The following is a 22,338-nucleotide window of genomic DNA, read 5'->3' on the forward strand; positions in this document are numbered from 1 at the left end:
GGGCTCAGGTGGTCTGGGCCGGCATTTCTTCCGGGTCCTGCCGATCGCCCGCTTTGTCCGGGCGCGCCTTGCGAAGCTTCATGTGTGCGGCCAGCCCGCCGGTGCTGCTGTTGGCCAGGGCAAACCTGCCCCCCAGTCGCTGAACGGCGCGCTCCACGATGGCCAGCCCCAGACCGGTTCCCTTGGCCGAACTGCGCGATGCATCACCGCGAAAGAACGGCTGCGTCAATTGGGGCAGCAATTCGGGCGGCACACCTTTGCCGTGGTCGCGCAGCTTGACCAGGATCCAGTTGTCCTTGGCCTTGGCAGCAATCTCCACCCGGCAGACACCAGTGATCGGTTCCCGGCCGTAGCGTTGCGCGTTCTCCATCAGGTTGGTGAAGATGCGCTGGAGTTCAACCGCATCGCCCATGACCATGGTGTCTGGCGGAATCCTTGTGGTGACCGCCAGGTTCGGGTCGTTGCCCAGCGAGAAGATGGCCGCATCCACCACCTGGTTCAGGTTCACCGACTCGGACTTGATCTGGTCCGGCCGGGCGTAGTCCAGGAATTTATCGATGATGGCGTTCACCTGGTCGATATCCGCCGCCATGTGCTCGCGCGCCTGGGGATCGTCCACGCTCATTTCGGTTTCCAGGCGCAGTCGGGCCAGGGGCGTGCGCAGATCGTGCGAGATGCCCGCCAGCATCAGTGCGCGGTCCTGTTCGATCTTGGACAGGCGCTGGGCCATCCGGTTGAAGCCGATGTTCACCTCGCGGATCTCGCTGGTGGCCACGGTTTCGTTCAGCTTGCTTGAGCTGAAGTCGCCCTCACGCACCCGGCTGGCCGCGAACGACAGCTTCTTGAGCGGGTTGTTGATGAGGCGGGCAATGATGGCGGCGCCCGCCAGCGACAGGCCTGCACCGGTGGCCAGCCAGATCAGCCAGGTCTTGCCGGTCACGATGCCCAGGCGCGACGGATCGGTCAGCAGCCAGTAGGGGTCACCATCAATGGTGAAGCCGACCCACAAACCCGGCGTGCCATTGACTTCGCGCGCCACGATGGTGTCCTCACCCAGCCTTGCTTTCAGGCGCTGGCTCACACTGCGCGTGAGGGAATCGGTGTCATAGGACAGATAGGTATCCGACGGTTCCCGGGGCGCAATCCGCACGTCCTCCTCGTCGGCCAGCGTCTTGACCAGAGACACGCGGGCGATCGAGTCCGAGTGCACCAGGGCGGCCCGGCTGAGGTTGACCAGCGAGGCAATCTGCTGGGCACTCTGAAGGACCCGGGGTTCGAACTCCAGCGCCCGGAAGGTTTGCAGCCAGGCCACGAAACAGCCCAGCAGCAGCATCGCCAGCAGGAAGAACGTGCGCCAGAACAGGCTCACCTCCCTGGGGGGGCGAACCTCCAGGGGTGCTGGCGCGGTCTCCAGCGGCGTGGGCGCGGTTTCGAACGCGACCTGGGACTCTTCGACCATCAGGCGTTACCGTCCGGCACAAATACGTAGCCCACGCCCCAGACGGTCTGCAGGTAGCGTGGAGAGGAGGCATCCTCCTCGATCAGCTTGCGCAGGCGGGAGACCTGCACATCCAGGCTCCGGTCGAACGGCTCGAACTCCCGGCCGCGGGCCAGTTGCGCCAGCTTTTCGCGGGAAAGCGGCTGACGCGGGTGACGAACCAGTGCCTTGAGCATGGCAAATTCGCCCGTGGTCAGCGGCAGGTCCTGACCATCCTTGCGCAGGGTGCGCAGGCTCAGGTCGAACTCGAAGGGGCCGAACCTGACCGTTTCGGCCTCTTGCGAGGGAGCGCCCGGCACCTCTGCCGGCGGGCGGCGGCGCAGCACGGCGTGGATGCGGGCCAGCAGTTCACGCGGGTTGAAGGGTTTGCCCAGGTAGTCATCGGCACCCACCTCCAGGCCCACAATGCGGTCCACATCCTCGCTCTTGGCGGTGAGCATGATGATCGGGGTTCGGTCGCCGTTGGCGCGCAGGCGACGACAGATGGACAGACCGTCTTCGCCGGGCATCATCAGATCCAGCACAATCAGGTCCACGGATTCGCGCTGCAGCACCCGGTTCAGGGCCTTGCCATCCTCCGCCAGCATCACCTCGAAACCTTCCTGCATCAGATAACGGCGCAGAAGGTCACGGATGCGCACATCGTCGTCGACAACCAGGATCTTGTTGGGGCGGGGCGTGGCTTGTGGCATGGCAGCAACTCTCCAAAAATGTAACAAACCCGATTGTGGCAGCTGCAAGTCCTTGTCGCGGCTTGTTTTTTCTTCCGCTGACAGCATGTTACACATGTTGCCCCTGGCCTTGATCCGTTTACCGGACGCTCATCACACAATCCTCCAGATCCGCATACTTGAGCCATGATGAAGCTGACCGCCATTGCCGCAGGACTTGCCCTGGCCCTTCCGTTGTCCGGTTGGGCCAGTGATCGGTCGCCGGGTGCTGTACCTTCGCCGGCCATCGTTTCGCTGCCGCCCGCTGGTCAGGCGCTCAATTCGGTGATGGTGCCCATGCCGCTGTCCCAGGAAGCGCCGGGGCGCCGCTTGCGCGAGAGCCTTCGGCAGCCATGGGCCGACACGCCCTCGGCGGAGGCGGCACCGTACCGGTTGTCCGACGATGAGCGGCGCAAGATGCGCGACATGTTGCGCAGCCGTGCCCAAGAGGATTCCCTGAGATGATGCTGAAATGGTCAAAACGCCGATCGGCCTGGTCGGCGGTGGGTGGCGCTGTGCTCACGGCTGGCCTCGTGTTGGCGAACCCGGTGCTGGCTCAAGAGGCGCTGGCCACGTCCGAATCTGGGCAGGTGGTTCATCTGAATGCATCTGCGGTTCGCGAGGTGCCGCAGGACTGGCTGACCATGCAACTGGCTGTGACCAGGGAGGGGGCGGACCCCGGGCAGGTGCAGGCCCAGATCCGTGCGGCCCTGGATGCCTCGCTGGAGGCGGCGCGCGCCAAGGCCAAACCGCAGTCCATGGAGGTCCGGACCGGCCAGTTCGCGCTGCATCCGCGATATGGCAACAATGGCCGCATCACCGGATGGCAGGGCCAGGCCGAACTGGTGCTCGAAGGGCGCGACTTTGGTCTGATTTCCCGGACCGCAGCCAGTCTGGCGCCGTTGGTGGTCAGTGGCAGCAGTTTTTCCCTGTCGCGCCAGGCGAGGCAGCAACTGGAATCCGATGTTCAGCGAGAGGCGATCACCCAGTTCCGCGGCAAGGCCGATGAGATCGCCAAGGCCTTCGGTTTCGCCGGCTACTCCTTGCGCCAGGTTTCCGTGAGCAGTGTGGATGGTGGCCACGGACAACCCAGGCCTGTGATGATGATGGCGCGCGCCGAGAAGGCCATGGAGGCCGACGCGGCCGTGCCGGTGGAGGCCGGCAAGGCCACGGTGCAGGTGACGGTGAGCGGCAGCATCAACCTGCGGTGAACTGCCCAGGACGGACGATCCGGGTTCGGGCTTACTGCGCGGCCCAGCCACCGTCCATGTTCCACGCCACGCCACGCACGTTGTTGCCGGCGGGTGAGCAGAAGAAGACGGCCAGTTCGCCCAACTCGTCCGGCGTGGTGAACTGCATCGATGGCTCCTTCTCCCCCAGCAGCAACTTGGTGGCTTCCTCATTGCTCAGGCCCAGCGCGGCGGCCTTGGCGTCCACCTGTTTCTGCACCAGGGGCGTGAGCACCCAGCCCGGGCAGATCGCGTTGCAGGTCACGCCAGTGGTGGCGTTTTCCAGGGCTGTGACCTTGGTCAGACCCACGATGCCGTGCTTGGCCGCCACATAGGCCGACTTCTCAGCCGACGCCACCAGGCCATGGACCGAGGCCACGTTGATGATCCTGCCCCAGTTGGCGGCGCGCATGGCTGGCAGCGCCAGCCGGGTGGTGTGGAACGCGCTGGTCAGGTTGATGGCCAGCACTGCGTCCCAGCGCTCCACGGGAAAGTCCTCGATCCGGGCCACATGCTGGATGCCGGCGTTGTTCACCAGGATATCCACCCGCCCGAAACGATCGGCCGCGAACTTCATCATGTCCTCGATGTCCGAGGGCTTGCTCATGTCGGCACCGTGGTAGTCGACCTTGACCCCAAGCGCGGCAATCTCCGCCTTGGGGGAATCCGCATCACCAAACCCGTTGAGGATGATGTTGACGCCCTGACGCGCCAGGGCTTTGGCAATGCCCAGGCCGATGCCACTGGTGGACCCGGTGACGAGGGCGGTCTTGTTCTTGAGCATCGGTAATCTCCAGTTCCATTACGATAGGTTGAACAGCAACCGAATCATTATCACGGAGTCACCACATGCAGCGGCTGGACAGGGAGCCCCGGTTGAATCACCTGACCGTGTCCGGGCCAGGAGCGCTGGGCGGAGGTGGGCGCCGCCTGGCCTGGTGGGACTGGTCATCGGATCGCGATGACCACATCGTGATCTGCGTCCATGGCCTGTCGCGCCAGGGGCGTGACTTCGACAGCCTGGCCCGATCGATCGCAGGCCAGGCAAGGGTCGTGGCCGTCGACGTCGCGGGCCGGGGCATGAGCGACTGGCTGGCCGATCCGATGGCCTATCAGGTGCCTACCTACGCCGCCGACATGGCGCAATTGCTCGCCCATCTGCGGCAGCGCCACCCCCAGGCGAACATCGACTGGGTGGGTACCAGCATGGGCGGACTCATTGGCATGGCCCTGGCCGCCCAGCCGAACATCGGCTTGCGTCGCCTGGTGCTCAATGACGTGGGTCCAGCCATCCGCTGGGAGGCGCTGCAGCGGATCGCCGGCTACCTGGGCGCCAATCCCTCGTTCGCCACCGAGCGGGAAGCGATGGATTACCTGGCTTCCATCTCATCTGGATTCGGTCCCCACACCGACGAGCAGTGGCAGGCCCTGTCCCGCCCCATGCTGCGCCAGCGTGAAGGACGCTGGTGGTTGCACTATGACCCGGCCATCGCCCTGCCTGTGCGGGCGCTGGTGAGCCAGGACGAAGCGGCCGCCCGGCAGGCCGCAGCCCAGGGCGAGGCCTTGCTGTGGACCCTGTACGACCAGATCACCGCATCCACCTTGCTCTTGCGGGGCGCCCAATCCGATTTGCTGTCGATGGAGACCGCCTCCCAGATGACCGCACGTGGCCCCCGGGCCAGACTGGTGGAGTTTGCCGGTGTGGGCCATGCCCCCACGCTGGTGAATGACGAACAGACCGATGTCGTCCGGCATTTCCTGCTGGATTGAATCCCTGACAGATACCCATGAAATCGATCAGCAACGAATTCGTGCGAGCCGACTTGCCGTCGGCGCACGCCCCCCCAGGCGCTGAGGGCACGTCCGCCATCGTGGCGGCCACCGCCGGCAGCCTGCCCAACGACCACCAGGCGCTGGCCCGTGCGCGGGCGTTTGCCGAACCGCTGCTGGCTTGCGAGTCCCTGGACACGGGCGAGAACATCCTGGCTCACGCGGATGCGGTGGCCGACATCCTGCGTGGCATCGGAGGTTCCGAGGCCATGCAAGCCGCGTCCTACCTGGTCTATGCCTGCCAGCACCTGAACCGGCCGCAGGAGGTGATTGCCAAGGCTTTCGGTGAGAACTACGCCGCGCTGGCCCTGGAAACCACCAAGCTGGTGCAGTTGCAACACCAGGCCCGCATCAAGGCGGCGCAGGCGCAGGCCAAGAAGGCCGAGGAACGGCAGGTGGCGCAAGACCAGGCCTTGACGGTGACCTCTCCGGGCAAGCAGCCGGTGTCCGAGCTGGCGGCCAGCCAGACGGAGAATGTGCGCAAGATGCTGCTGGCGTTCTCCCGCGACCTGCGGGTGGTCATGCTGCGGCTGGCTTCCCGGCTGCAGACGTTGCGGTACTACGCCGGGACCAAGGGCGATCCGGGCGTGCAGGTGGCCAGTGAATCGCTGCATGTGTTTGCTCCCCTGGCCAACCGGCTGGGTATCTGGCAGATCAAGTGGGAGATGGAGGACCTGGCATTCCGCTTTCTGGAGCCGCAGACCTACAAGGACGTGGCCCGGCTGCTGGACGAAAAGCGGGTCGAGCGCGAACAGCACGTCGAGCAGGTCCGCCTGGAGCTGGCTCAGGCCTTGCAGGCGCAAGGCATCGATGCCTCGGTCCAGGGCAGGCCCAAGCACATCTACAGCATCGTCAAGAAGATGCGCGGCAAGTCGCTGGGCTTCGACCAGGTCTTCGACATCCGTGCCCTGCGCGTGGTGGTTCCCCGCATCGAGGACTGTTACGCGGTGCTTTCCCATGTGCACTCGCGTTTCGTACCCGTGCCCGAGGAGTTCGACGACTACATTGCCAAACCCAAGCCCAATGGCTACCAGTCGCTGCATACCGTGGTGCGCGATGAACAGGGCAGGGCGTTCGAGATCCAGATCCGTACCCAGGCCATGCACGATCACGCCGAACATGGTGTCGCCGCGCACTGGGCCTACAAGGAGGCGGGCACCAAGGGCTACGCCGGCGTGTCGGCCAGCTCGGAGTACGACGCCAAGATCGCCGTGCTTCGGCAACTGCTCGCGTGGGAACGCGATCTCAGCGGCAGTGCCCAGGGGCTGTTCGAGGATCGGATCTATGTGCTCACGCCTGATGCGGCCATCGTCGAGTTGCCGCAGGGGGCCACGCCCGTGGACTTTGCCTATTCGGTCCACACCAACCTGGGGCACCGTTGTCGGGGCGCGCGAGTCGACGGCAATATGGTCACGCTCAACACGCCGCTGCAGAACGGGCAGACCATCGAGATCATCGCCGCGAAGGAGGGCGGGCCCTCCCGAGACTGGCTCAACCCCGAACTGGGCTACCTGGTGGGTCACCGGGCCAAAAGCAAGGTGCGCGCCTGGTTCAACGCCCTGGCCCTGGAGGAGACGGTGGCCCGGGGACGGGAGGCGGTCGAAAAGCTTCTGCAGCGCGAGGGCAGGACATCGTTGCGGCACGACGAACTGGCCAGTCTGGTGGGACTGTCGTCCGCGCAGGAGCTGTTCGAGCAGGTGGGCAAGGACGAACTGTCCCTGCGTGCGATTGAAACGGCTCTGCGTCCCTCCGAGCAGGCGGGATCAACCGAGCCCGAGGTGCTGCTGCGCAAACCGCGCAAGCAGGGCGCGTCGTCTCCCGGCGGTGTGCTGGTCGTGGGTGTCGATTCCCTCATGACGCAGCTCGCCCGTTGCTGCAAACCGGCGCCACCCGATGACATTCGAGGCTTTGTGACGCGAGGCAAAGGCGTCAGCATCCACCGAAGCGATTGCACCGATTTCGCGCACCTTCAGCGCAAGAACCCCGACCGCGTGATTGATGTGCAGTGGGGTGGGCAGGTCGCGGGGGCCCGCGACGGCAAACCCCCGGTCTACCCGGTGGATGTGGCGGTCGAGGCGGTGGACCGGCAGGGCCTGCTGCGTGACATCTCGGATGTGTTCGCCCGCGAGAAGATGAATGTCATCGGGGTGCAGACCCAGTCGGTCAAGGGCATCGCCTGGATGACATTCACCATCGAGGTGAGTGATGCGCGGCAGGTCGCGCGTGCCATGTCGGTGCTCAGCGATGTGGCCGGCGTGCGTGCGGTGCGCAGAAAATGATGCTATACTTGTGGTCTTCGTTGATTACGAAGGCGCGTAGCTCAGTTGGTTAGAGCACCACCTTGACATGGTGGGGGTCGTTGGTTCGAATCCAATCGCGCCTACCAAATCCAGCCCCTTGCACGGTTTGCCTGCAAGGGGCTTTTGCTTTGATGGTCCCTGTGCAGCCCCAAGGGAAAACCCATGCTGCAGTGCACGGTGGGACTTTCTAGAATGTGGCCCATGCCCACCCCGGTATGGGGTCCGTAAGAACTTCGCGAAAGTCCACTGTGCACAAAAGCAAGGCCACCGACGACAGCAATGCCTCCAAGGGTGGCGTGAGGGTCATCAAGAAGTACCCCAATCGCCGTCTCTACGACACCGACACGTCTTCCTACATCACTTTGGCCGAGGTCAAGTCCCTGGTCATGGACAACGAGCCATTCGTGGTGCGGGATGCCAAGACCAACGATGACCTGACGCGCAGCATCCTTCTGCAGATCATCCTGGAAGAGGAAACGGCTGGCGTACCCATCTTCACCGAGCAGGTGCTGGCCAACATCATCCGTTTCTACGGCCACGCCATGCAGGATTTCATGGGGTCCTACCTGGAGAAGAATGTCCAGATCTTCATGGACCTGCAGCAGAAAATGGCCGAGCAGTCCAAGGGGCTCAACCCGGAAGTCTGGAAGCAGTTCATGAACGTCCAGTCGCCCATGATGCAGGGCATGATGGGTACCTACCTGGAGCAGTCGCGCAGCGCCTTCACCCAGATGCAGGAACAGATGCAGAAGAACAGCGAACAGATGCTGTCTGCCTTCGGGCTCAAGCGCTGACCAGCGTCTCTCGCTGGCTCTTGCCGGGCGGGTCTGAGACAATCCTGCCCCATGAGCGATATTTCTGTCCCCGCGGGCGCCTCCGTGCCCAAGGTCGGTTTTGTCAGCCTGGGATGCCCCAAGGCGCTGACCGACTCCGAACTGATCCTGACGCAACTCAGCGCCGAGGGCTACCAGACATCCAAGACCTTCGCCGGTGCCGATCTGGTGATCGTCAACACCTGTGGCTTCATCGATGATGCGGTGAGGGAGAGCCTGGACACCATTGGTGAAGCGCTGGCCGAGAACGGGAAGGTCATCGTCACCGGTTGTCTGGGCGCCCGTGAGGGTGAAGGTGGCGGCAACATGGTGCAACAGGTGCATCCCAGCGTGCTGGCGGTCACCGGTCCGCATGCCACCCATGAAGTGATGGAGGCGGTGCACCGCCACTTGCCCAAGCCGCACGATCCCTTCGTCGATCTGGTGCCGCCGCAGGGTATCAAGCTCACGCCGCGCCACTACGCGTATCTCAAGATCAGCGAGGGCTGCAACCACCGGTGCACCTTCTGCATCATTCCGTCCATGCGTGGCGACCTGGTCAGCCGGTCTGTCGGCGACGTTCTGTCCGAGGCACGCAAGCTGTTTGAAGCGGGCGTCAAGGAACTGCTGGTGGTCAGCCAGGACACCTCGGCGTACGGCGTTGACGTCAAGTACCGCACGGGCTTTTGGGACGGCAAGCCGGTGAAGACGCGCATGTTCGATCTGGTGCGCGAGCTGGGCGAGTTGGCCAAGGGCTTCGGTGCCTGGGTCCGGCTGCACTACGTCTATCCGTACCCGCATGTGGATGACATCATCCCCCTGATGGCCGAAGGTCTGGTGCTGCCTTACCTGGATGTCCCGCTGCAGCACAGCCACCCCGACGTGCTGCGACGCATGAAGCGGCCCGCCAGCGGTGAGCGCAACCTGGAGCGGATCGCCCGCTGGCGCGAGATCTGTCCGGAGATTGTGATCCGCAGCACGTTCATCGCCGGTTTCCCCGGCGAGACCGAGAGCGAGTTCCAGCATCTGCTCGACTTCGTCGAGGAGGCGCAGATCGACCGTGCCGGCTGTTTTGCCTACTCGCCGGTAGACGGTGCGGCGGCCAATGACTTGCCGGATGCCGTGCCCGATGATGTGCGCGAAGAGCGCCGCGCCCGGTTCATGGCCGTGGCTGAAGCGGTGTCTGTTGAAAAGCTGGGTGCCCGCGTGGGGGCGACCATGCAGGTGCTGGTGGACTCGGCACCGGGCATGGGCAAGAAGGGTGGGGTGGGGCGCAGCTACGCAGACGCGCCTGAGATCGACGGATTGGTGCGCCTCCTGCCACCGCAGAAGATCAGCAAGACCCTGAAGGTGGGTGAGTTCACCAAGGCGCGCATTGTGGCCGCCGAAGGTCATGACCTGGTGGCCATGCCTGTCTGATCCGGACCAGTGACGCGGCCCTGCGGGGCGCGTCATTCAACGCCACGTCACAAAGAAAAAGGCCTGCTGGTGATCCAGCAGGCCTTCATTGTTTTGGTGCCCAAGAGAGGACTCGAACCTCCACGCCTCTCGGCGCTAGTACCTGAAACTAGTGCGTCTACCAATTCCGCCACCTGGGCTTCTCAGGAAACCGCTATTCTACATCATCCTTGCGGCCTTTTTTCGTGGCCCTGCGTCGGCGGATGTGGCTTGTTGCGACCTTGATGTGGATGGCGCAAAAAGTGAAAAGGCTTGCCGCGTGACCGCTGGCAAGCCTTTATGATGGTGGTGCCCAAGAGAGGACTCGAACCTCCACGCCTCTCGGCGCTAGTACCTGAAACTAGTGCGTCTACCAATTCCGCCACCTGGGCATCTCAGGAAACCGCTAGTATAGCGTCAAAAATCAGAAACATTCAATAGTGAACGAAAAAAACAGCCTGCTGGCCGAATTCGAAGGCGTCGTTGCCGGACACCGTGACGGGCACGGTTTCGTGGTCCGCGATGACGGGCAACCCGACATTTACCTGCCCTCCAACGAGATGAGGGCCGTGCTTCACAAAGACAGGGTCAAGGCGCGCATCGTCCGCGTCGACCGCAAGGGGCGACCCGAAGGGCGTGTGACCGAGATCCTGGAACGATCCGCCGCCCCGATCATTGGTCGCCTGCTGCAGGAAAGCGGGGTCTGGCTGGTCGCACCGGAAGACAAGCGCTATGGCCAGGATGTCCTCATCCCCAAAGGCGCCACGGGCTCGGCCAAGCCCGGCCAGGTGGTGGTGGTCGAGCTGACCGAGCCTCCGGCGCTCTATGGCCAGCCGGTGGGCCGCGTCAAGGAGGTGCTGGGGGAGATTGATGACCCTGGCATGGAGATCGAGATTGCGGTTCGCAAGTACGGTGTACCGCACGAGTTTTCCGATGCTGCCCTGGCAGAGGCGCGTGCCTTGCCCGACACGGTGCGTGCGGCCGATCTACGGCAGCGGGTGGATCTGCGCGATGTGGCACTGGTCACGATCGACGGAGAGGATGCACGTGATTTCGACGACGCGGTCTACTGCGAGCCGACCCGGGTGGGGCGCGGCAAGGGCTGGCGTCTGCTGGTGGCGATTGCCGATGTGAGCCACTATGTGAAGACCGGCTCGCCGATCGATATCGATGCCTACGATCGCGCCACGTCGGTGTATTTCCCGCGCCGCGTGATTCCCATGCTGCCGGAGAAGCTCTCCAACGGGCTGTGTTCGCTCAACCCGGACGTCGATCGTTTGTGCATGGTCTGCGACATGCTGATCAACGCCAAGGGTGAGATCCACGCCTACCAGTTCTATCCGGCGGTGATGCACAGCCACGCGCGGTTCACCTACACCGAGGTGGCCGCGATCCTGCAGAACACCCGCGGTCCCGAGGCCCAGGGCCGCAAGGCGCTGGTGCCCTCTCTGCTGAATTTGCACGACGTCTACCGCGCCTTGCTGGCCGCGCGCCAGGCCCGGGGGGCGGTGGACTTCGAAACCGTGGAGACGCAGATCGTCTGCGACGAATCCGGACGGATCGAGCGCATTGTTCCCCGTACCCGCAACGACGCCCACAAGCTGATCGAGGAGGCCATGCTGGCGGCCAACGTCTGTTCGGCAGACTTCATCGGCCAGAGCAAGCATGCCGGCCTGTTCCGGGTGCACGAGGGGCCAACGCCCGAGAAACAGGAGACCCTGCGCAGCTACCTCAAGGCGATGGGGGTGCCCCAGAGCATCAGTGACACCCCGCATCCATCGGAGTTTCAGCAAATTGCGCAGGCGACCAAGGACCGTCCCGACGCGCAGCAGATCCACACGATGCTGCTTCGATCCATGCAGCAGGCGATCTACACGCCGGTGAATCAGGGCCACTTCGGTCTCGCTTTCGAGGCTTACACCCACTTCACCAGCCCGATCCGCCGCTACCCCGACCTGCTGGTGCATCGGGTCATCAAGGCCATCCTGCTCAAGCAGCGCTATCAGTTGCCGGCCTTGCCCACGCCGGGTGAGGCTCACGCCAAGCTCAGCAAGCGGCTGGCCAGTCGCGCCACTCCGGCAGCGGCTGCCGCCTCTCGCAAGCTCAACGCCGAGATGCAGGCGTGGCAGGCAGCAGGGCTGCATTGCAGTGCCAACGAGAGGCGCGCGGACGAGGCCAGCCGTGATGTCGAAGCCTGGCTCAAGTGCAAGTACATGCGTGAGCATCTCGGCGAAGAGTTCAGTGGCCTGGTCACGGCAGTCACCAGCTTCGGCCTGTTCGTCACCCTCGATGCCATGTATGTCGAGGGTCTGGTTCATATCACCGAGCTTGGCGGCGAGTATTTCCGCTTTGACGAGGCCCGCCAGGAACTGCGTGGCGAACGCACAGGCATCCGCTACGCACTGGGTACCCGCGTTCAGGTCCAGGTCAGTCGTGTCGATCTGGATGGGCGCCGGATTGATTTCCGGCTGGTGCGCGGGGACGAGGACGTGATTCAGCGCGCCATGCGTGACAAGTCTGCCGGACCGGTCGCAGATGTCGGTGGCACCGAAGGCTCCAAGAGCGGTCGCCGCAAACGTTCGGGCGCGCCGCCGGCGAGCAGCGCCGTGCAGGATCTCAAAGGGGCCGTGCGCAAGGCGGCGGCTCGCAAGGACGGGCGCTCCAAGGGCGGCGCGGCGCCCCGGAGTCGCAAATCACGTCGCTAGGCGCGATCGGCGGTCAGCCTCTACACTGTCGCCTGCCTCGGCCTGCGGGGTCGTGACTCACCATCGCCTGTCCATGCAAATCCTGTTCTTCCTGCTCGAAACGGTTTTCTTCCTGCTGATCGGCGCCGCCCTCTTGCGCGCCTGGATGAACCATCTGCGTATCCATATGGCCGCGCAACCCGGACGGTTTGTCATGGCCATCACCGACTGGCTGGTGCAGCCGGTTCGCCGGGTGCTGCCGAAACCGATGGCACAGGGTCGCGTCGACTGGGGCAGCCTCATGTCGGCTGTGTTGCTGGCGTTTGCCTATGGAGGACTCTGGTTGGGACTCGCCGTGTCTTCGGTGCCCGCCGAAGCCTCGCCGCTGACATCCATGCTGGCGATCGTCGTGGTCGGCCTGAGGCTTCTGGCCAGGGTCGCCTTGCAGGGCTTGATGGTCATCCTGCTGGTCTACGCGGTGATGTCCTGGGTGCAGCCCCAATCGCCGCTGATGTCCACGCTGCACCGCCTGTGTGATCCGATCGTGCGGCCCATCCGCCGGTTCGTGCCCCAGATTGGCGGCGTGGACCTGTCCGTGCTGTTTCTGATCGTGCTGCTTCAGGTCGGGTTGATGTTGCTGGCCTGATGCGGTGCCGGTCAGTGATGACCGAGTGCCTGCGCCAGAGCACCTGCGGTGATCGGGCAGGCTGACTTCCGGGCGACCATCCGGTCAGCCGCCAGGCCGTGTTGCATCACGGCACGCGCCACCACGTCGAAGGGCATTTCCCCCTCCTGGTGCGGCTGCGCCAGGTAGCTTCCTATCAGACCTGCCAGCACGTCGCCAGTCCCCGCGGTCGCCAGCGAAGGGTTGCCGGACGGGTTGATGACGGGTGTCCTGTCTTGCGCCGCCACGATCGTTCCGGACCCTTTGAGGACGCAGATGCAGCCGGTGATGGCGGCCAGGCGCCGGGCAGCTGCCAACCGGTCCCTCTGGATGTCTGCGCTGCTGCAGCCCAGCATCCTTGCCGCTTCCAGGGGGTGCGGTGTCAGCACCGTGATCCAGCCTTTCGATGCCCGGGCGTTCAGTTGGACGATACCGTCGTTGTCGCCAGCCAGTGCATTCAGCGCATCGGCATCGAGCACCAGGCGCCTGGCCTGGTCCAAGATCTGTGGCAGCCACGGGATGACAGCATCGCCGCCGCCGCACCCACAGACCGTGACGGCCGCATCGAGCACGGATCGGGTGATGAGCTTTTCGGGCGCACGCAGCATGACCTCGGGTTGCACGGGATCCCACCCGGGGTTGCTCTCGGCGTCGCCCAGCAGTCCGAGAAAGACACGCCCGGCCCCCGAGAGCAGGGCGGTCCGCGCCGCCAGCACGCCCGCGCCGGTCATGCCGACGCCGGTTCCCCGCATCCCTTGTCCGCCGATCACCACCACATCGCCCTGACTACCTTTGTGCGAGGCGTGCGGCCGCACGGTCGCGGGGCTGTCGTGGGCACCCAGCGTGGCGTCCTGCGCCAGGGGTGATGGCCAATCCTGACACAGGGGAGCCAGCCAGACACTGCCGGCGGCGTCGCGTCCGTCGGCGGTGAACAGGCCCGGCTTGGCGGTCAGCATGGTGAGTGTGTTTCTCGATGCTTTCGAGGGCCTCAGCGATACCCCATCGGGCCTCCACCAATGTCCGGTGTCTGCATCAAGGCCAGAAGGCAGGTCCACGCAGAGCACGGGACGGTCGGCACCAAAAAGGGCCGCCCAATGCGTCGCCAGCAGTCCGGTCGGAGCCCTTCGCACCCCGAGGCCCAGCAGCCCGTCGATCGCGACATCCCACTCGTCGGGCGGAACCTCGTGGATGGGCAGGCCGGCGTCCTGCACCTTGCCCAGAGCCCAGCGTGTGTCGGGCGGGGTCTGCTCGCCCGGGCAACGGGTGATGACCACGGCGGGCCCTGCACCGCTGTGCTGGCGCCACTGTGCCAGATGGCAGGCGGCAATCAGGGCGTCTCCGCCATTGTTTCCCGGGCCACAGGCCACCCACACGGTCCGGGCGTGGGGGTGCAGCGCCAGGGTCAGTTGTGCCAGGGAGAGTCCCGCGCGGGCCATCAGCTCGTGCGGGGGCAGCGTCTGGCTCAGTGCGGACTCGATCTCCCGCGTGGCCGCCACGCCATACAGCGGGTGGGGTTCCGGATCCGGCAGCAGGTGCATCTGGCGAAGGTTCGGCATGGCAGTCGCCATGATACGTTTTCGTCTGCGCACCCGGTTACCCGGTGGGTCAGCGTTCCACCGCGCAAAGCTTCGGGTCCAGAGAAGGAGTCTTGCCAGACAGCAACTCTTCGAGCAGGCGTGCGCTGCCAGGGGCCAGGGCCCAGCCTTGTGTTCCGTGCCCCATGTTCATCCAGATACCCGGCATCGACGTAGCCCCGATCATCGGTCGACCGTCACGGCTGACGGCCACCACACCTTCCCAGGTTTGCACCGTGCCCTGTCGGGCTCGCACGTCGGCGACACCCGGGAACCAGTCATCCAGTGTCTGGAAGAGCGGATGCCAGGCATTTGCAGGGCTGGGTCCTTCCTGCGCCCTGGCGGGACCAAAGCCTCCTGCCACACGCAGGCGCTGCCCATGCTGGACGATCAGAACCTGTCGTTCGGCATCCAGAATCGCTGCCCTGGGGGCCAGGAGCGGGTCGCGCAACGCGGCGACGACGGTCCTGCCACGCATCAGTGAGATCCCCGACTTCAGTCCGAGTGATCTGGGCAGCGCCAGGCCAGCCCCGCCGCCGCAAAGGACTGCGGCGTCGAAGATCTCCTCGCCCTGACGTTGGTCGACCGTCTGCCAGCCCACCCGCACCGGGGTGCCTGGCTGAAGCGTCCGGACGGTGTGCCCCATGGCAAAGCGCACGCCCGTGGCCAGCGCCTGTTGGCGCCAGTTCATGCAGACCTGTCGGGGGGTTGCCACGGTCACCTCTGGCACGCGAGCCGCCCGTGCCAGGGGGGTGTCCGGGTTCAGGCCGGGTTCCAGTTTGTGGATTTGCGCTGGCTCAAGGCCTGCCAGTGGCAGGCCGGCATCGGCCAGTGCGTCCAGGGTGGGACGCGCTCGTTCGTGCGCCTTGTCATCCTTCCAGAGCACCAGCAGGTCTTTGGACGAGTCGGGATCCACCGAGGTGGCAGAGAACCTGCTGACCATGCTGTCCGCACCCAGGGCCATCAGATCCCGCTGCATCCGCGCCAGTTGGGCCAGTTGCTCCGGCGGCTGAAGGGGATGCCGGCTGAACAGTCGAGTCAGCGGGTGAGCGCCCGGTGACACCCCCCATGCCTGTACAGAGGAACCCCTGCCCGATGGCCAAGGCAAGCCATGTGCATTCAGACCGGTTCCCCCGTAGCTGGCTTCCTCTGCCACGGTTTGCCGGCGATCAAACACGGTGATCTGGTGTCCGCTGGCGGCCAACTCCAGCGCGGTGGCCAGTCCGGTCACGCCGGCACCAACGACAGCGATTCTCATTGAATGCCTCGCCAGGAAGAGGAGGGCAACATCTGGCAGGGGCTTGGCGCAGGGGAGTGCATCTGGGGAAGGATTGGTGGCGCGTATCGCCAGTGCTATAATCGACGGGCTTTGCGTCTGATGGGCTGAACATTCGTTTGCTCCTGGCGCAAGGTCAATCGCAAACCAGCCCGTCCGGGTGTCACTTGCACCCATCACACAAGATGGTGCAATCGATCGGGGCTGGATTTTAGTCCCAACCTCTGGAAAGAACTCCCATGTCGATCTCCATGCGCGAAATGCTGGAAGCCGGTGTCCACTTCGGTCACCAGACCCGCTTCTGGAACCCCAAGATGGCTCCCTTCATCTTCGGTTCCCGTAACAAGATTCACATCGTCAACCTCGAAAAGACGTTGCCGATGTTCGAAGAGGCTCAAAACTTCGTGCGCCAGCTGGCTGCCAACCGCGGCACCATCCTGTTTGTCGGCACCAAGCGCACCTCGCGCGAGACGGTGGCCGCCGAGGCCCGTCGTGCCGGCATGCCTTTCGTTGATCAGCGTTGGCTCGGCGGCATGCTGACCAACTTCAAGACGGTCAAGACCTCCATCAAGCGCCTCAAGGACATGCAGGCCCAGAAGGAAGCTGGTCTGGATAGCATGAGCAAGAAAGAGCAGCTGATGTTCTCCCGCGAAATGGAAAAGCTGGAGAAGGACATCGGTGGCATCCAGGACATGACCGCTCTGCCGGACGCCATCGTCGTGATCGACGTCGGTTTCCACAAGATCGCCGTGGCCGAAGCCCAGAAGCTGGGTATTCCGCTGGTGGGTGTGGTCGATACCAACCATTCGCCGGTCGGCATCGACTACGTGATTCCCGGTAACGACGACTCTGCCCGCGCCGTGGCTCTGTATGCCCGCGGTCTGGCCGATGCCGTCCTGGAAGGCCGTGCCAATGCTGTGGCGGACGTGGTCAAGTCGGCCGCAGCCGAAGGTGGCGACGAGTTCGTCGAGGTCGACGAAGCTTCCGCCTGATCCTTTTCTCGGGCCGCCAAAGGGGCTCTAGAAGCCCCTTTTTTGCAGGCCGTTTCACCTCATCACCAACCGCTTCAGCCGGGCAGATTCCCGGCGGGCAACCGGAGAAACAAGATGGCAATTACCGCAAGCATGGTCGCCGATCTGCGCGCCAAAACCGATGCTCCCATGATGGAGTGCAAGAAGGCACTGACCGAAGCCAACGGCGACATGGCCAAGGCCGAGGAAATCCTGCGCGTCAAGCTGGGTACCAAGGCCGGCAAGGCCGCATCCCGTGTGACCGCCGAAGGCGTGGTCGCCTGCTTCATTGAAGGCAACACCGGTGCTCTGGTCGAAGTCAACTGCGAAACCGACTTCGTCACCAAGAACGACAGCTTCCTGGCCATGGCCCAGGCGGCCGCAGAACTGGCTGCCAAGAACAACCCGGCCGATGTCGACGCCCTGGGTGGTCTGGCCCACAGCCAGGACAGCTTCGGCCCGACCCTGGAAGAGGTGCGCAAGGGTCTTATCGGCAAGATCGGCGAAAACATGTCTTTCCGCCGCTTCAAGCGCTACAGCGGCGGTTCGCAGCTCGTGTCCTACCTGCACGGCACCCGCATTGGCGTGATGGTCGAATTCGACGGTGATGCCGTGGCGGCCAAGGATACCGCCATGCACATTGCCGCCATGAAGCCGGTGGCCCTGTCTTCCGCCGACGTGCCGGCCGATCTGATCGCCAAGGAGCGTTCGGTGGCTGAGCAGAAGGCTGCTGAGTCCGGCAAGCCCGCCGACATCGTGGCCAAGATGGTGGAAGGCTCCGTCCAGAAGTACCTCAAGGAGGTCTCGCTGCTCGATCAGGTCTTCGTGAAGGCGGCCGATGGCAAGCAGACCGTGGGCCAGTACCTCAAGTCCGCCAACACCACCGTCAAGGGCTTCACCCTGTACGTGGTCGGCGAGGGCATCGAGAAGAAGGTCGATGACTTTGCCGCCGAAGTGGCTGCCCAGGTGGCTGCCGCCCAAGGCGCCTGACACCGCGCTGGCCTGGTGCCAGCCGAACCCAGTCAGACAACGGGCCGGAAGGCCCGTTGTCTTGTGTGCAGCCGCCAACATGGCTCAGGTCGATCGGGATCCCGGCACCGAAGACCCTGGCGGCTGAGTACACTTGAGAGTTGAGCCGCCCATCCCCACGCGCCCTTTCAGGACCCTGCCCATGCCCGCCTACAAACGGATTCTCCTCAAACTGTCTGGTGAAGCCCTCATGGGCGACGATGCCTTCGGCATCAACCGTGCCACCATCGTGCGCATGGTGGAGGAGATTGCCGAGGTGACGCGCCTGGGTGTCGAGGTGGCGATCGTGATCGGAGGCGGCAACATCTTCCGGGGAGTCGCAGGCGGCTCCGTCGGCATGGACCGTGCCACCGCCGACTACATGGGCATGCTGGCGACGGTGATGAACTCTCTGGCCCTGGCAGACGCCCTGGAGAAAGCGGGTGTCGTGGCGCGTGTCATGTCCGCTATCGCCATCGAGCAGGTGGTGGAACCCTACGTCAGGCCCAAGGCATTGCAGTACCTCGAGGAGGGCAAGGTGGTGGTGTTTGCCGCAGGGACCGGCAATCCTTTCTTCACCACCGACACGGCGGCTGCGCTCCGGGGGGCGGAAATCGGTGCCGAAATCGTCCTGAAGGCCACGAAGGTGGACGGGGTCTACACCGCCGATCCGAAAAAGGATCCGTCGGCCACCCGATACTCGGCCATTTCCTTCGATGAGGCCATGGTCAAGAACCTGCAGGTGATGGACGCCACGGCCTTCGCGCTGTGCCGCGACCAGAAGCTGCCGGTCAAGGTCTTCTCCATTTTCAAGCCGGGTGCCCTTCGAAACGTCGTGCTCGGCGGGGACGAAGGCACCCTGGTTCACGTCTGATGCGGCCTGCCTCGCAGGTCCAACCCACAGCAAGTACAGGAGCATTCATGAGCAGCATCCCAGAAATCCGAAAGAACGCTGAACACAAGATGCAGCAGTCCATCGAGGCGCTCAAGACCAGCTTGTCCAAGGTGCGTACCGGGCGTGCCAACCCGCAGTTGCTGGACACGGTGCATGTCGAGTACTACGGTTCGATGCTGCCCTTGTCGCAGGTGGCGAACCTTTCTCTGCTGGATGCGCGCACGATTGGCGTGGCTCCCTGGGAAAAAGGCATGGGGGCCAAGATTGAGAAAGCCATCCGTGAATCCGACCTCGGACTCAACCCGGCCAGCCAGGGTGACCTGATCCGCGTTCCCATGCCGCCGATGACCGAGGAGCGACGCAAGGAACTGACGAAGGTGGTTCGCGGTGAAGGCGAGAATGCCAAGGTGGCGGTGCGCAACCTGCGCCGGGATGCCAACGAGCACGTCAAGCGGCTGCTCAAGGACAAGCTGGTGTCCGAGGATGATGACCGTCGTGCCCAGGAAGATATCCAGAAGCTCACCGATCGCATGATTGCCGAGATCGACAGGGTGGTGGCTTCCAAGGAACAGGACATCATGGCGGTTTGACCGTCAGACGGCCTGCAGTCCATCCACCCATCCTCAATGTCTGAGCATCTTTCCTCGCCACCCGGTTTTTCCCGGGTGCCTCATCATGTGGCCATCGTCATGGACGGCAATGGTCGCTGGGCCAAACAACGTCATCTGCCGCGCGTGGCCGGCCACAAACAAGGCGTGGACGCCTTGCGCCGTGTGGTTCAGGCCTGCCTTGACCGCGGCATCTCGGTGCTGACGGTGTTCGCATTCTCGTCGGAGAACTGGAATCGTCCGCCGGAAGAGGTGTCGGGGCTCATGCAGTTGCTGGCCATGGCGCTCAGCAGGGAAGTGCCCAAGCTCAGCAAGAACGGCATCCGGGTGTGTTTTGCGGGCGAACGCGAGGGTCTGTCGGAGCGCGTGGCCCAAGGGCTGGCACGAGCAGAACGTGCCACCGCCGACAACACCCGGATGATCCTCAACGTGTGTTTCAACTACGGCGGCCGCTGGGACATCGTCCAGGCGGCCCGGCGCCTCGCCCAGCAGGGGCAGGATATCACCGAGGAAAGCCTGTCCACCGCACTGTCTCTGGCGCATGTGCCCGATCCGGACCTGCTGATCCGCACTGGCGGGGAGATGCGGATCAGCAACTTCCTGCTGTGGCAGAGCGCGTACACCGAGTTCTATTTCACTGGTTGCCTCTGGCCCGATTTCGATGAGGTCGAACTCGATAGCGCGCTCAACGACTACGCCCGTCGTGAGCGCCGGTTTGGCAAAACGTCCGAGCAGGTGGTCGGCGCCACGGCCTCTGTGCATGCTTAAGCAGCGCATCATCACGGCCTTGATCATGCTGGCTGTTCTCCTGCCAGCCCTGTTTCATTCCCGCATCGAGTTCTTTGCCCTGCTCACGCTGGTGATGATCGCGGCCGCGGGTTGGGAGTGGTGCCGGCTCAATGGCATTCAGGACTCTTGGTCGGTGGCGGTGGGCATGGGTCTGGGTGGTCTCATGGGCCTTCTCTGGTGGTTTTCGGTGCTGGATCAGGTGCAGTGGGTCATCTGGATGGTGACCAGTGGCGTCTGGGCCCTCATTGCCGTGACCTTGCTGACCCGGGGTGTCTCCCAGTGGGGCATGTGGCCCGCCGGCTTGCGCCTGGCGGGCGGGTGCCTGCTTCTGGCGGCAGCGTGGCTGGCCCTCGTCGAGGCCCGCAAGATGGGTCTGGTCTACCTGTTGTCCGTCCTGACACTGGTCTGGATGGCTGACATTGCGGCCTACTTCGGAGGCAAGACCTGGGGGCGTCGCAAGCTGGCACCGACCATCAGTCCGGCCAAGAGCTGGGAAGGAGCCTACAGTGGCTTTGCCGGCGTGTGTGGCCTGGCGGCATTCTGGATCTGGTACGACGGATTGCGTCAGGACGACTCCGTCAGCATTTTCGGACTCATGCTTGCGCATGGCTGGATCTGGCTGGCGTTGGCGGTGATCTCCCTGACGGCCATGAGCGTGATCGGTGACCTGATCGAATCGCTGGTCAAACGCAGTGCCGGCGTCAAGGACTCCAGCGGCCTGCTGCCGGGGCACGGGGGCGTGCTTGACCGCGTGGATGCGCTGCTGCCGGTTCTTCCTGTGGCCCTCATGTTCACCCAATTGCCATGACCGATCGTCGACTGCGCATTTCTGTCCTGGGCTCGACAGGCTCCATTGGTACCAACACCCTGGATGTGGTGGGTCAGCATCCGGACCGATTCGAGGTCCATGCCCTGTCCGCTGCCAGGCAGGTCGATCTGATGGTGGAGCAGTGCCTGCGGTTCAAGCCCCGGCGAGCCGTGATGGCCGATGAGCAGGCCGCCGCTCAGCTGCGCGAGAGGCTTGGTGCGGCCGGACTGGTCATCGACGTGGCCAGCGGGGCGCAGGCCATCTGCGAGATCGCCAGCGATCAGGATGTCGATGTGGTCATGGCTGCCATTGTGGGCGCAGCCGGGCTGGCTCCCGCACTGGCGGCGGCCAAGGCGGGCAAGCGGCTCCTGCTCGCCAACAAGGAAGCGCTGGTGGTTGGCGGTGACCTGTTCATGGAGACCGTCCGTCACGGGGGCGGTACCCTCCTGCCGATCGACAGTGAGCATTCGGCCATTTTTCAGTCCTTGCCCGATGATCCGGCGACGTGGTCACGCCGCGTCGAGAAGATTGTTCTCACCGCCTCCGGGGGGCCGTTCCGCGCGCGCGACCCATCCACCCTGTCCAGCGTGACACCCGATCAGGCGTGTGCGCACCCGAACTGGGTGATGGGCCGCAAGATATCGGTGGATTCGGCCACGATGATGAACAAGGCTCTCGAAGTGATCGAGGCGCACTACCTGTTCCGCATGCCCCCCGAGCGCATCGAAGTGGTGATCCACCCCCAGAGCGTCATTCATTCCATGGTCCAGTTCCACGACCGATCCGTGGTGGCACAACTGGGGACACCGGACATGCGCGTGCCCATCGCCTACGGCCTCTCCTGGCCGGAGCGCATGGCCTCGGGCGCGGCGCCCCTGGATTTCACGGCGCTGTCGGCCCTGACCTTCGAGCAGGCGGATGAGCATCGCTTCCCGGGCTTGAAGCTCGCGTGGGAGGCCATGGCGGGCACTCCGGGCAGCACGGCTGTGCTCAATGCCGCCAATGAAGTGGCGGTCCAGGCTTTTCTGGATGGCCAGCTGCGTTTTGACCAGATCCATCGGGTCAACCGTGCAACTCTGGAGGACTATTTGCCCTCCAAGCCCGCAGGGCTGGACGATCTGCTGGCCATCGACGCAGAAGCACGTCAGCGTGCGCGGGCATTGATGGGCAGGATCGCGGTCTGAACGGGATGCGTCCGGCGTATCC

20 protein-coding genes and 3 tRNA genes are annotated in these 22,338 nt (G+C 64.3%); 16 read left to right on the top strand and 7 right to left on the bottom strand.

Annotated elements, in window-relative coordinates; all coding sequences use genetic code 11:
* Window positions 1-4: 4 nt before the first annotated feature.
* Window positions 5-1,459, bottom strand: coding sequence for a sensor histidine kinase (locus ACFQNJ_RS07855; protein ID WP_382255757.1), 1,455 nt, complete (start codon window positions 1,457-1,459; stop codon window positions 5-7).
* Window positions 1,459-2,190 carry an osmolarity response regulator transcription factor OmpR gene (ompR, locus tag ACFQNJ_RS07860; RefSeq protein ID WP_374640460.1) on the bottom strand — a complete coding sequence of 244 codons (732 nt, stop codon included), beginning with the start codon at window positions 2,188-2,190 and terminating at the stop codon, window positions 1,459-1,461. The genes ACFQNJ_RS07855 and ompR overlap by 1 nt, the downstream gene beginning before the upstream one ends.
* Before the next feature lie 165 nt (window positions 2,191-2,355).
* Between ompR and ACFQNJ_RS07865 the strand changes: the two genes are divergently transcribed.
* Window positions 2,356-2,673 carry a hypothetical protein gene (locus tag ACFQNJ_RS07865; protein ID WP_374640461.1) on the top strand — a complete coding sequence of 106 codons (318 nt, stop codon included), beginning with the start codon at window positions 2,356-2,358 and terminating at the stop codon, window positions 2,671-2,673.
* Window positions 2,670-3,419: an SIMPL domain-containing protein gene (locus ACFQNJ_RS07870; protein WP_382255762.1), complete on the top strand. Its 750-nt coding sequence runs from the start codon at window positions 2,670-2,672 to the stop codon at window positions 3,417-3,419. The genes ACFQNJ_RS07865 and ACFQNJ_RS07870 overlap by 4 nt, the downstream gene beginning before the upstream one ends.
* Window positions 3,420-3,450: 31 nt before the next feature.
* Here the strand turns inward: ACFQNJ_RS07870 and ACFQNJ_RS07875 are convergent, their stop codons facing one another.
* The gene (locus tag ACFQNJ_RS07875; protein WP_382255765.1) at window positions 3,451-4,221 is read right to left on the bottom strand and encodes a 3-hydroxybutyrate dehydrogenase; all 771 of its coding nucleotides are present in this window, start codon (window positions 4,219-4,221) and stop codon (window positions 3,451-3,453) included.
* Between the two features lie 65 nt (window positions 4,222-4,286).
* Here ACFQNJ_RS07875 and ACFQNJ_RS07880 point away from each other — a divergent pair, with 65 nt between their 5' ends.
* From ACFQNJ_RS07880 to rimO, 5 genes are all read left to right on the top strand, one after another.
* On the top strand, window positions 4,287-5,207 hold the full coding sequence (locus ACFQNJ_RS07880) for an alpha/beta fold hydrolase (RefSeq protein ID WP_382255768.1): 921 nt from the start codon (window positions 4,287-4,289) through the stop codon (window positions 5,205-5,207).
* A gap of 17 nt (window positions 5,208-5,224) precedes the next feature.
* Window positions 5,225-7,546: a RelA/SpoT family protein gene (locus ACFQNJ_RS07885; RefSeq protein WP_382255770.1), complete on the top strand. Its 2,322-nt coding sequence runs from the start codon at window positions 5,225-5,227 to the stop codon at window positions 7,544-7,546.
* Between the two features lie 30 nt (window positions 7,547-7,576).
* A tRNA-Val gene (locus tag ACFQNJ_RS07890) sits at window positions 7,577-7,653 on the top strand.
* A 162-nt stretch (window positions 7,654-7,815) separates the two neighbouring features.
* Window positions 7,816-8,361, top strand: coding sequence for a polyhydroxyalkanoate synthesis repressor PhaR (gene phaR, locus ACFQNJ_RS07895; protein WP_374640466.1), 546 nt, complete (start codon window positions 7,816-7,818; stop codon window positions 8,359-8,361).
* A 51-nt stretch (window positions 8,362-8,412) separates the two neighbouring features.
* Window positions 8,413-9,798 carry a 30S ribosomal protein S12 methylthiotransferase RimO gene (gene rimO / locus ACFQNJ_RS07900; RefSeq protein ID WP_382255774.1) on the top strand — a complete coding sequence of 462 codons (1,386 nt, stop codon included), beginning with the start codon at window positions 8,413-8,415 and terminating at the stop codon, window positions 9,796-9,798.
* A 94-nt stretch (window positions 9,799-9,892) separates the two neighbouring features.
* On the opposite strand, the gene ACFQNJ_RS07905 is transcribed toward rimO, so the two are convergent.
* A tRNA-Leu gene (locus ACFQNJ_RS07905) sits at window positions 9,893-9,977 on the bottom strand.
* Between the two features lie 146 nt (window positions 9,978-10,123).
* Window positions 10,124-10,208 (bottom strand) — tRNA-Leu (locus tag ACFQNJ_RS07910).
* Between the two features lie 48 nt (window positions 10,209-10,256).
* Between ACFQNJ_RS07910 and rnr the strand changes: the two genes are divergently transcribed.
* The gene (rnr, locus tag ACFQNJ_RS07915) at window positions 10,257-12,521 is read left to right on the top strand and encodes a ribonuclease R (protein ID WP_382255777.1); all 2,265 of its coding nucleotides are present in this window, start codon (window positions 10,257-10,259) and stop codon (window positions 12,519-12,521) included.
* 73 nt (window positions 12,522-12,594) lie between these two features.
* Window positions 12,595-13,146, top strand: a complete 552-nt coding sequence (locus ACFQNJ_RS07920) for a YggT family protein (protein WP_382255780.1) — start codon at window positions 12,595-12,597, stop codon at window positions 13,144-13,146.
* A gap of 11 nt (window positions 13,147-13,157) precedes the next feature.
* Here ACFQNJ_RS07920 and ACFQNJ_RS07925 read toward each other — a convergent pair whose 3' ends face one another.
* On the bottom strand, window positions 13,158-14,720 hold the full coding sequence (locus ACFQNJ_RS07925; protein ID WP_382255783.1) for an NAD(P)H-hydrate dehydratase: 1,563 nt from the start codon (window positions 14,718-14,720) through the stop codon (window positions 13,158-13,160).
* Between the two features lie 49 nt (window positions 14,721-14,769).
* Window positions 14,770-15,996, bottom strand: coding sequence for an NAD(P)/FAD-dependent oxidoreductase (locus tag ACFQNJ_RS07930; protein ID WP_382255786.1), 1,227 nt, complete (start codon window positions 15,994-15,996; stop codon window positions 14,770-14,772).
* 257 nt (window positions 15,997-16,253) lie between these two features.
* On the opposite strand from ACFQNJ_RS07930, the gene rpsB reads away from it, so the two are divergent.
* The 7 genes from rpsB to ispC all read left to right on the top strand — a co-directional run bounded on the left by rpsB (window position 16,254) and on the right by ispC (window position 22,316).
* Complete coding sequence (gene rpsB / locus ACFQNJ_RS07935; RefSeq protein WP_382255789.1) at window positions 16,254-17,006, top strand: 30S ribosomal protein S2; 753 nt, start codon at window positions 16,254-16,256, stop codon at window positions 17,004-17,006.
* Window positions 17,007-17,120: 114 nt separating this feature from the next.
* Complete coding sequence (gene tsf / locus ACFQNJ_RS07940; RefSeq protein ID WP_374640475.1) at window positions 17,121-18,014, top strand: translation elongation factor Ts; 894 nt, start codon at window positions 17,121-17,123, stop codon at window positions 18,012-18,014.
* Between the two features lie 181 nt (window positions 18,015-18,195).
* The gene (pyrH, locus tag ACFQNJ_RS07945; protein WP_374640476.1) at window positions 18,196-18,906 is read left to right on the top strand and encodes a UMP kinase; all 711 of its coding nucleotides are present in this window, start codon (window positions 18,196-18,198) and stop codon (window positions 18,904-18,906) included.
* 47 nt (window positions 18,907-18,953) lie between these two features.
* Window positions 18,954-19,517: a ribosome recycling factor gene (gene frr / locus ACFQNJ_RS07950; protein ID WP_374640477.1), complete on the top strand. Its 564-nt coding sequence runs from the start codon at window positions 18,954-18,956 to the stop codon at window positions 19,515-19,517.
* Between the two features lie 36 nt (window positions 19,518-19,553).
* Window positions 19,554-20,303 carry a polyprenyl diphosphate synthase gene (gene uppS, locus ACFQNJ_RS07955; protein ID WP_382255793.1) on the top strand — a complete coding sequence of 250 codons (750 nt, stop codon included), beginning with the start codon at window positions 19,554-19,556 and terminating at the stop codon, window positions 20,301-20,303.
* Window positions 20,296-21,132: a phosphatidate cytidylyltransferase gene (locus ACFQNJ_RS07960; protein ID WP_382255796.1), complete on the top strand. Its 837-nt coding sequence runs from the start codon at window positions 20,296-20,298 to the stop codon at window positions 21,130-21,132. The genes uppS and ACFQNJ_RS07960 overlap by 8 nt, the downstream gene beginning before the upstream one ends.
* Window positions 21,129-22,316: a 1-deoxy-D-xylulose-5-phosphate reductoisomerase gene (gene ispC / locus ACFQNJ_RS07965; RefSeq protein WP_374640481.1), complete on the top strand. Its 1,188-nt coding sequence runs from the start codon at window positions 21,129-21,131 to the stop codon at window positions 22,314-22,316. The genes ACFQNJ_RS07960 and ispC overlap by 4 nt, the downstream gene beginning before the upstream one ends.
* Window positions 22,317-22,338: the final 22 nt, after the last annotated feature.

The organism is Hydrogenophaga bisanensis, from assembly GCF_042665135.1.
Taxonomy (GTDB): Bacteria; Pseudomonadota; Gammaproteobacteria; order Burkholderiales; family Burkholderiaceae_C; genus Hydrogenophaga; species Hydrogenophaga bisanensis.

Coding starts and splice junctions, on each gene's coding strand:
- tsf (WP_374640475.1), top strand. CDS start 17,121: ATGGCAATTACCGCAAGCATGGTCGCCGATCTGCGCGCCAAAACCGAT.
- frr (WP_374640477.1), top strand. CDS start 18,954: ATGAGCAGCATCCCAGAAATCCGAAAGAACGCTGAACACAAGATGCAG.
- ompR (WP_374640460.1), bottom strand. CDS start 2,190: ATGCCACAAGCCACGCCCCGCCCCAACAAGATCCTGGTTGTCGACGAC.
- ACFQNJ_RS07885 (WP_382255770.1), top strand. CDS start 5,225: ATGAAATCGATCAGCAACGAATTCGTGCGAGCCGACTTGCCGTCGGCG.
- uppS (WP_382255793.1), top strand. CDS start 19,554: ATGTCTGAGCATCTTTCCTCGCCACCCGGTTTTTCCCGGGTGCCTCAT.
- ACFQNJ_RS07880 (WP_382255768.1), top strand. CDS start 4,287: ATGCAGCGGCTGGACAGGGAGCCCCGGTTGAATCACCTGACCGTGTCC.
- ACFQNJ_RS07875 (WP_382255765.1), bottom strand. CDS start 4,221: ATGCTCAAGAACAAGACCGCCCTCGTCACCGGGTCCACCAGTGGCATC.
- ACFQNJ_RS07960 (WP_382255796.1), top strand. CDS start 20,296: ATGCTTAAGCAGCGCATCATCACGGCCTTGATCATGCTGGCTGTTCTC.
- ispC (WP_374640481.1), top strand. CDS start 21,129: ATGACCGATCGTCGACTGCGCATTTCTGTCCTGGGCTCGACAGGCTCC.
- ACFQNJ_RS07925 (WP_382255783.1), bottom strand. CDS start 14,720: ATGCCGAACCTTCGCCAGATGCACCTGCTGCCGGATCCGGAACCCCAC.
- ACFQNJ_RS07920 (WP_382255780.1), top strand. CDS start 12,595: ATGCAAATCCTGTTCTTCCTGCTCGAAACGGTTTTCTTCCTGCTGATC.
- ACFQNJ_RS07855 (WP_382255757.1), bottom strand. CDS start 1,459: ATGGTCGAAGAGTCCCAGGTCGCGTTCGAAACCGCGCCCACGCCGCTG.
- ACFQNJ_RS07870 (WP_382255762.1), top strand. CDS start 2,670: ATGATGCTGAAATGGTCAAAACGCCGATCGGCCTGGTCGGCGGTGGGT.
- rpsB (WP_382255789.1), top strand. CDS start 16,254: ATGTCGATCTCCATGCGCGAAATGCTGGAAGCCGGTGTCCACTTCGGT.
- pyrH (WP_374640476.1), top strand. CDS start 18,196: ATGCCCGCCTACAAACGGATTCTCCTCAAACTGTCTGGTGAAGCCCTC.
- ACFQNJ_RS07930 (WP_382255786.1), bottom strand. CDS start 15,996: ATGAGAATCGCTGTCGTTGGTGCCGGCGTGACCGGACTGGCCACCGCG.
- rimO (WP_382255774.1), top strand. CDS start 8,413: ATGAGCGATATTTCTGTCCCCGCGGGCGCCTCCGTGCCCAAGGTCGGT.
- ACFQNJ_RS07865 (WP_374640461.1), top strand. CDS start 2,356: ATGATGAAGCTGACCGCCATTGCCGCAGGACTTGCCCTGGCCCTTCCG.